We start from the raw sequence: 7,100 nt of genomic DNA on the forward strand, positions 1-7,100 counted from the left end.
TCGGAATAAGGACGCCAGTGCACTCGACAACTCTCACCACCCATCGCCCCGCCCGTGGTGGCCGGACACGGCCGTACCGACAGGTGGTGCCGCCATCGCTGCACCTGGCCGACTCCGCGGCCGCATCCGTCTTCCGGGCCGTGCGGTTACGTGGCCCCGTCGGCCGCGACGTCATCGCGAGTGTCACCTCGCTGAGCATCGCGACAGTGAATCGCCAGGTCATTGCGCTACTCGAGGCCGGTCTGCTGCGTGAGCGCGCCGACTTGGCGGTCTCCGGGGCGATCGGGCGTCCCCGGGTCCCGGTGGAGGTCAACCACGAGCCGTTCGTGACGCTGGGCATCCACATCGGTGCGCGCACGACCAGCATCGTGGCCGCCGACCTGTTCGGTCGTACCCTCGACGCGGTCGAGACGCCGACACCGCTCAGTCCCGCGGGCGCAGCGCTCGGGTCACTGGCCGACAGTGCCTGCCGCTACCTGAGGCGCTGGCATCGGCGGCGGGCGCTGTGGGTCGGAGTGGCGATCGGTGGCACCGTCGACGGCGCGACCGGCCACGTCGATCACCCCCGGCTGGGCTGGCAGCGGGCACCGGTCGGGCCGGTGCTGGCCGACGCGCTGGGCCTTCCCGTTTCGGTGGCATCCCACGTGGATGCGATGGCAGGTGCCGAGTTGCTGCTGGGGATGCGACGGTTCGCGCCGGGCTCGTCGACCAGCCTGTACGTCTATGCCCGCGAGACCGTGGGGTATGCGCTGGTGATCGACGGGCGGGTGCATTGCCCGGCCAGCGGGCCCGGAACCATCGCGGGCCTGCCGGCCCGCTCCGAGCTGCTCGGCGGCACCGGACAGCTCGAGTCCACCGTCAGCGACGAGGCGGTGTTGGTGGCCGCGCGCCGGCTCCGGATCCTTCCAGCCGCCTCGGCTACCCGCACCAATGGCTCGAGCGGCGCCGTCACCGACCTGCTCCGCGCGGCACGAGCCGGTAACCAACAGGCCAGCGATCTATTGGCGGAGCGGGCCCGGGTGCTCGGCGAATCGGTCGCGCTGCTACGCGACCTGCTCAACCCCGACGAACTAGTGGTGGGTGGCCAGGCGTTCACCGAGTACCCGGAAGGGATGGAGCAGGTAGAGAAGGCCTTCGCCGCATGCTCGGTGCTGCCGCCGCGGGACATCCGGGTCACGGCATTCGGCAACCGAGTGCAAGAAGCCGGGGCCGGCATCGTGTCGCTGGGCGGGCTCTACGCCGACCCGTTGGGCGCGATGCGTCGTGCCGGGGCACTGGACACCCGGCTGCCGGATACCGAGCCGGGGGCCCTCGCCTAGTGCGGCTTATGCCCGTGCGTGGGCCTGGCTCCGGAACGCGTGCTGTAAAGATGACAGTGTGCGCCACAGCGACAGTCCCCGGCTAGGCGGAGACGTAGATCCACGCCGGGTCGCCCTGCTGGCGGTGCATACCTCGCCGCTGGCCCAGCCGGGCACCGGCGATGCCGGTGGAATGAACGTCTACGTGCTGCAAAGCGCGCTGCACCTGGCCCGTCGGGGTATCGAGGTGGAGATCTTCACCCGGGCCACCGCTTCGACGGATCCACCGGTGGTGCAGGTGGCACCGGGCGTGCTCGTGCGCAACGTGGTAGCCGGGCCCTTCGAGGGTCTGGACAAATACGACCTGCCCACCCAGTTGTGCGCGTTCGCGGCCGGGGTGCTGCGCGCCGAAGCCGCCCACGAACCGGGCTACTACGACATCGTGCACTCGCACTACTGGCTGTCCGGGCAGGTCGGCTGGCTGGCCCGCGATCGTTGGGCGGTGCCGTTGGTGCACACCGCTCACACGCTGGCGGTGGTGAAGAATGCGGCGCTGGCCGCCGGTGACGCCCCCGAGCCGCCGCTGCGCATGGTCGGCGAACAGCAGGTTGTCGACGAGGCGGACCGGCTCATCGTCAACACCGAAGATGAAGCCCAACAACTGATTTCGATCCATCATGCAGATCCGGCGCGCGTTGACGTCGTTCACCCCGGTGTCGACCTTGACGTGTTCTCACCGGGCGACCGGCGGGCGGCGCGGGCCGCTCTGGGGTTGCCGCTAGACGGGCAGGTGGTGGCCTTCGTCGGACGGATCCAGCCGCTGAAGGCACCCGACATCGTGCTGCGCGCCGTCGCCAAGCTCCAGGGAGTGCGCGTCGTCGTCGCCGGCGGGCCGTCGGGCAGTGGATTGGCCGCGCCGGAGGGACTGGCGCAGCTGGCCGGCGAACTCGGTATCGCGCAGCGAGTGACGTTCCTGCCGCCACAGTCTCGCACGGATCTGGCGACCGTGTTCCACGCCGCCGACCTGGTCGCGGTGCCGAGCTATTCGGAGTCGTTCGGTCTGGTGGCCATCGAAGCGCAGGCCTGCGGTACGCCGGTGGTGGCGGCGGCGGTTGGGGGGCTGCCGGTCGCGGTGCGCGACGGGATCACCGGCATCCTGGTAGCCGGGCACGACGTGGACCGGTGGGCCGACGCGATCGGCCAGCTGCTGCGTCGCCGTGCCGGCCCGCCGGGCTGGGCGATGAGTCGCGCAGCAGCCCAGCACGCGGCCGGGTTCTCGTGGGACCACACCACCGACGCGCTGCTGGCCAGTTACCGGCGGGCGATCGGTGACTTCACCGCGGGGCGCCGGCACCGGGTGCGTGACCTGGTTGCGGCGCGCAAACCGCGCCGCTGGACGGCTCGTCGCGGGGTGGGCGCGTGACATCCGATGCCGCCGAGACCGTCGCGCAAGTGATCGAACAGGCGCTGCAGGCCAGCCGGCTGAACTACTCGCGACATCCCGGCGCGCATGGCGGGCCGGCGGGTCTCGTCGTGGAGTTGCCGGGTGAGCGCAAGCTCAAGACCAACACCATCTTGAGCATCGGGGAGCACTCGGTGCGCGTCGAGGCATTCGTGTGCCGCAAACCGGACGAGAACCACGAGGGTGTCTACCGGTTCCTGCTCAACCGCAACCGCCGGCTCTACGGGGTCGCCTACACGCTGGACAACGTCGGCGACATCTACCTGGTGGGCCGGATGTCGCTGGCGTCGGTCGACGCCGAGGAGATCGACCGGGTGCTCGGGCAGGTGCTCGAGGCGGTGGACTCGGACTTTAATACGTTGCTGGAGTTGGGTTTTCGTTCATCGATTCAAAAAGAGTGGGAATGGCGGGTGTCGCGCGGTGAATCGCTGAAGAACCTGCAAGCATTTGCACATCTGATCGACGGCGATGACGCTGGCGACGGCGCGTGAGAAACTTGCCGGCATGGGAGACACTGGCACGCTGGTGCTGCTGCGCCACGGTGAGAGCGACTGGAATGCCCTCAACCTGTTCACCGGCTGGGTGGACGTCGGCCTGACCGAAAAGGGCGAGGCCGAGGCGATCCGAAGCGGCGAGCTGCTGGCCGAACACGACTTGCTGCCCGACGTTCTCTACACATCATTGTTGCGGCGCGCGATCACCACCGCGCATCTGGCGCTGGACCGCGCTGACCGACTGTGGATTCCGGTGCGGCGCAGCTGGCGGCTGAACGAACGTCACTATGGCGCACTCCAGGGTCTCGACAAGGCGGAGACGAAGGCGCGCTACGGCGAAGAGCAGTTCATGGCCTGGCGGCGCAGCTACGACACGCCGCCGCCGCCGATCGAGAGAGGCAGCGAGTTCAGCCAGGACGCCGACCCCCGGTACGCCGATATCGGCGGTGGCCCGCTGACCGAGTGCCTGGCCGACGTGGTCGCACGGTTTCTGCCCTACTTCACCGACGTCATCGTCGGTGATCTGCGATCGGGCAAGACGGTGTTGATCGTGGCACACGGCAACTCGTTGCGTGCGCTGGTCAAGCATTTGGACGGGATGTCCGACGACGACGTCGTCGGACTGAACATCCCGACAGGCGTTCCGCTGCGCTACGACTTGGACCGCCAATTGCGCCCCGTGCAGCCTGGCGGTCGCTACCTGGACCCGGAGGCCGCAGCCGCCGGTGCTGCCGCGGTGGCCAGCCAAGGCACGGCCAAAGTCTGATCGTCGGCGCCGGTAGGGCTGTTTGCTGAACAACGCGTGAACGACAGCCGAACACCTGAGGCGATTGGTGTGACTTGTCCGATTTCCGCGTCGCTCGGCTAGGGCCGCGTTCACCGGAGTTTGTAGGATTTTGCTTGTGACTGTGTTCTCGGCACTGTTGCTGGCCGGGGTGTTGTCCGCGCTAGCGCTGGCCGTAGGTGTTGCGGCGGGAAACCGCCTGTCGCAGCGGGTCGCGCGGCGCCGCCAGCAAGCGGCCACCGAGCGGGCCGGGATCACCGTCGCGCAGATGCTGCAGCGCATCGTCGCCCTGATGCCGATGGGTGCGGCGGTGGTGGATGCCCATCGCGACGTTGTCTATCTCAACCACCGGGCCAGGGAGCTGGGCCTGGTGCGCGACCGGCAGCTCGACGACCAAGCCTGGCGGGCCGCGCAGCAGGTGCTGGGCGGTGACGACGTCGAGTTCGACCTGTCACCCGCCAAGCGTGCGGCCGGCCGCTCCGGGCTGTTGGTGCACGGGCACGCCCGGTTGCTGAGCGAGGAAGACCGCAGATTCGTCGTGGTCTTCGTCCATGACCAGTCCGACTATGCCCGGATGGAGGCGACCAGGCGCGACTTCGTGGCCAACGTCAGTCACGAACTCAAGACCCCGGTCGGCGCCATGGCGCTGCTTGCCGAAGCTCTACTCGCGTCGCCGGATGACCCCGACACCGTTCGACGGTTCGCTGAGAAGGTGCTCATCGAGGCCAATCGACTGGGCGACATGGTCGCGGAGCTGATCGAGCTGTCCCGGCTGCAGGGCGCCGAGGGACTGCACAATGTGACCGACGTTGACGTCGATACCATTGTGTCCGAAGCGATTTCACGTCACAAAGTGGCCGCGGACACTGCCGACATCGAGGTTCGTACCGACGCGCCCAGCGGGCTACGGGTGCTCGGTGACCAAACCCTGCTGGTTACCGCGCTGGCCAACCTGGTTTCCAATGCGATCGCCTATTCACCACGCGGGTCGCTGGTCTCGATCAGCCGGCGCCGCCGCGGTGACAACGTCGAGATCGCCGTCACCGACCGCGGGATCGGGATCGCCCTCGAGGACCAGGAGCGGGTCTTCGAGCGGTTCTTCCGGGGCGATAAGGCACGGTCGCGAGCTACCGGCGGCAGCGGGCTGGGCTTGGCAATCGTCAAGCACGTCGCCGCCAACCACAACGGCAGCATCGGCGTGTGGAGTAAACCCGGAACCGGGTCCACGTTCACGTTGTCGATTCCGGCGGCGGACTGTGATGACGGCGAGCTATCTGACCAACTGCGGGCGTGCGACGCGCGACCCAACAGGTCACAACGAGAGGAAGAGCTGAGTCGATGACCCGCGCCGACGACGATGCAGTGCAAAGCAATGAGGTGGGGGTACCGCCCGCGTGCGGGGGAGAGCGGCGCTGATGACCCGCGCCGACGACGATGCAGTGCAAAGCAATGAGGTGGGGGTACCGCCCGCGTGCGGGGAAGAGCGGCGCTGATGACCCGCGCCGACGACGATGCAGTGCAAAGCAATGAGGAGGAGCGGCGCTGATGACCAGTGTGTTGATCGTGGAGGACGAGGAGTCGTTGGCCGATCCGCTGGCATTTCTGTTGCGCAAGGAGGGCTTTGAGGCGACGGTGGTGACCGATGGTCCGTCGGCGTTGGCCGAGTTCGACCGGTCCGGCGCCGACATCGTGCTGCTGGATCTGATGCTGCCGGGGATGTCGGGCACCGACGTGTGCAAGCAGTTGCGTGCCCGGTCCAGTGTTCCGGTGATCATGGTGACGGCTCGGGACAGCGAGATCGACAAGGTGGTCGGACTCGAGTTGGGTGCCGACGACTACGTGACCAAGCCGTATTCGGCACGCGAGTTGATCGCCCGAATCCGCGCGGTGCTTCGCCGCGGCGGCGACGACGACGCCGAATCCAGCGACGGCATCTTGGAGTCTGGGCCAGTGCGGATGGATGTCGAGCGCCACGTCGTCTCGGTGAACGGCGACGTTATTACCTTGCCGCTCAAGGAGTTCGACCTGCTCGAATACCTGATGCGCAACAGCGGGCGGGTGCTGACCCGCGGCCAGCTGATCGACCGGGTCTGGGGCGCGGACTACGTCGGCGACACCAAGACGCTCGACGTCCACGTCAAGCGCCTGCGGTCCAAGATCGAAGCCGACCCCGCCAATCCGGTGCACTTGGTGACGGTGCGGGGACTCGGTTACAAGCTCGAGGGCTGACCTCTTGCCCCAGGCTCCGCGGGTCGCAATCGATCCCGGAGCCGCTCTGTGGTGGAAAGCCGAACGTGATCACGGCCCGCGAGTTGGCCATGGCTGCGGGGCGTTCGCCGACGGGCGCCGTGTGGCGCCACCGTCAGAGTTTCAAAGACCAAGGTTTACAACAGCTTTGGTGGACCAGATCTAGAATAGTTTCGGCGAGGCCCCTGATGGGCCGGGCTGGCCGGCTTTGCCGGCAATGCCGGCAGTGCCATCGGTGCCGTCGATCCCGGCGGTGCCCTCGAACAACCCGGTTCCGGCGGCTCCGCCGACACCGGCGGCCCCAGCGGCACCGGCCGCGCCGCCCGCGCCGGCAGCGCCGCCCGATCCCAGCGGGCCGATGCCAAGACCTACTCCGAAGCCGCCATCGCTGGTAAGTCCGAGCAATCCACCAAAGCCGGACGTTCCAGCCGCCCCGCCGTTGCCGCCGTTGCCGCCTTCGCCGCCGTCGCCGCCGTCACCGCCATCACCGCCGTCGCCACCCGTGCCCAGGCCCACAGTGAAATCGCCGCCGGCCCCCCCGGTACCACCGGCGCCGCCCGAGCCGCCGGCCCCGCCGGCGCCGCTGTCACCGGCGGCGCCGCCGTTGCCGTACAGCCGCCCGCCGTTGCCGCCGATACCGCCGGTGCCACCGTTACCGCCGTGACCGCCTGCTGTCTTTCCGTCAGCGCCGTCGCCGCCGTCACCGCCGAGACCACCCGTGCCGTTGCCGCCGGCAGCTGAAGACAACACGCCGTCACCGCCGGCGCCACCCGCGCCGCACGACAAACCGAACCCGCCGGCGCCGCCGGCGCCGC

At 68.7% G+C, this 7,100-nt stretch carries 6 protein-coding genes and 1 pseudogene; 6 read left to right on the forward strand and 1 reads right to left on the reverse strand.

What is annotated here, in order from left to right; translation table 11 throughout:
- Positions 1-17: 17 nt before the first annotated feature.
- From BST40_RS14495 to regX, 6 genes are all read left to right on the forward strand, one after another.
- Positions 18-1,319 carry an ROK family transcriptional regulator gene (locus BST40_RS14495; protein ID WP_075548127.1) on the forward strand — a complete coding sequence of 434 codons (1,302 nt, stop codon included), beginning with the start codon at positions 18-20 and terminating at the stop codon, positions 1,317-1,319.
- Between the two features lie 58 nt (positions 1,320-1,377).
- A complete protein-coding gene (gene mshA / locus BST40_RS14500) occupies positions 1,378-2,721 on the forward strand; it encodes a D-inositol-3-phosphate glycosyltransferase (protein ID WP_083154567.1) in 1,344 nt (447 codons plus the stop codon).
- Entirely contained in the window at positions 2,718-3,251 is a 534-nt protein-coding gene (locus BST40_RS14505; protein WP_176358024.1) for a type III secretion system chaperone family protein, read from the forward strand. The genes mshA and BST40_RS14505 overlap by 4 nt, the downstream gene beginning before the upstream one ends.
- Positions 3,252-3,264: 13 nt before the next feature.
- Positions 3,265-4,020: a phosphoglyceromutase gene (locus BST40_RS14510; RefSeq protein ID WP_075548161.1), complete on the forward strand. Its 756-nt coding sequence runs from the start codon at positions 3,265-3,267 to the stop codon at positions 4,018-4,020.
- 136 nt (positions 4,021-4,156) lie between these two features.
- The gene (locus tag BST40_RS14515; RefSeq protein WP_089025150.1) at positions 4,157-5,380 is read left to right on the forward strand and encodes a sensor histidine kinase; all 1,224 of its coding nucleotides are present in this window, start codon (positions 4,157-4,159) and stop codon (positions 5,378-5,380) included.
- A gap of 203 nt (positions 5,381-5,583) precedes the next feature.
- Positions 5,584-6,267: a two-component sensory transduction protein RegX gene (regX, locus tag BST40_RS14525; RefSeq protein ID WP_075548125.1), complete on the forward strand. Its 684-nt coding sequence runs from the start codon at positions 5,584-5,586 to the stop codon at positions 6,265-6,267.
- A 180-nt stretch (positions 6,268-6,447) separates the two neighbouring features.
- Here the strand turns inward: regX and BST40_RS30120 are convergent.
- Positions 6,448-7,100 (reverse strand): annotated as a pseudogene (locus tag BST40_RS30120) (hypothetical protein); the annotation flags it as partial.

The organism is Mycobacterium persicum, from assembly GCF_002086675.1.
Classification (GTDB): domain Bacteria; phylum Actinomycetota; class Actinomycetes; order Mycobacteriales; family Mycobacteriaceae; genus Mycobacterium; species Mycobacterium persicum.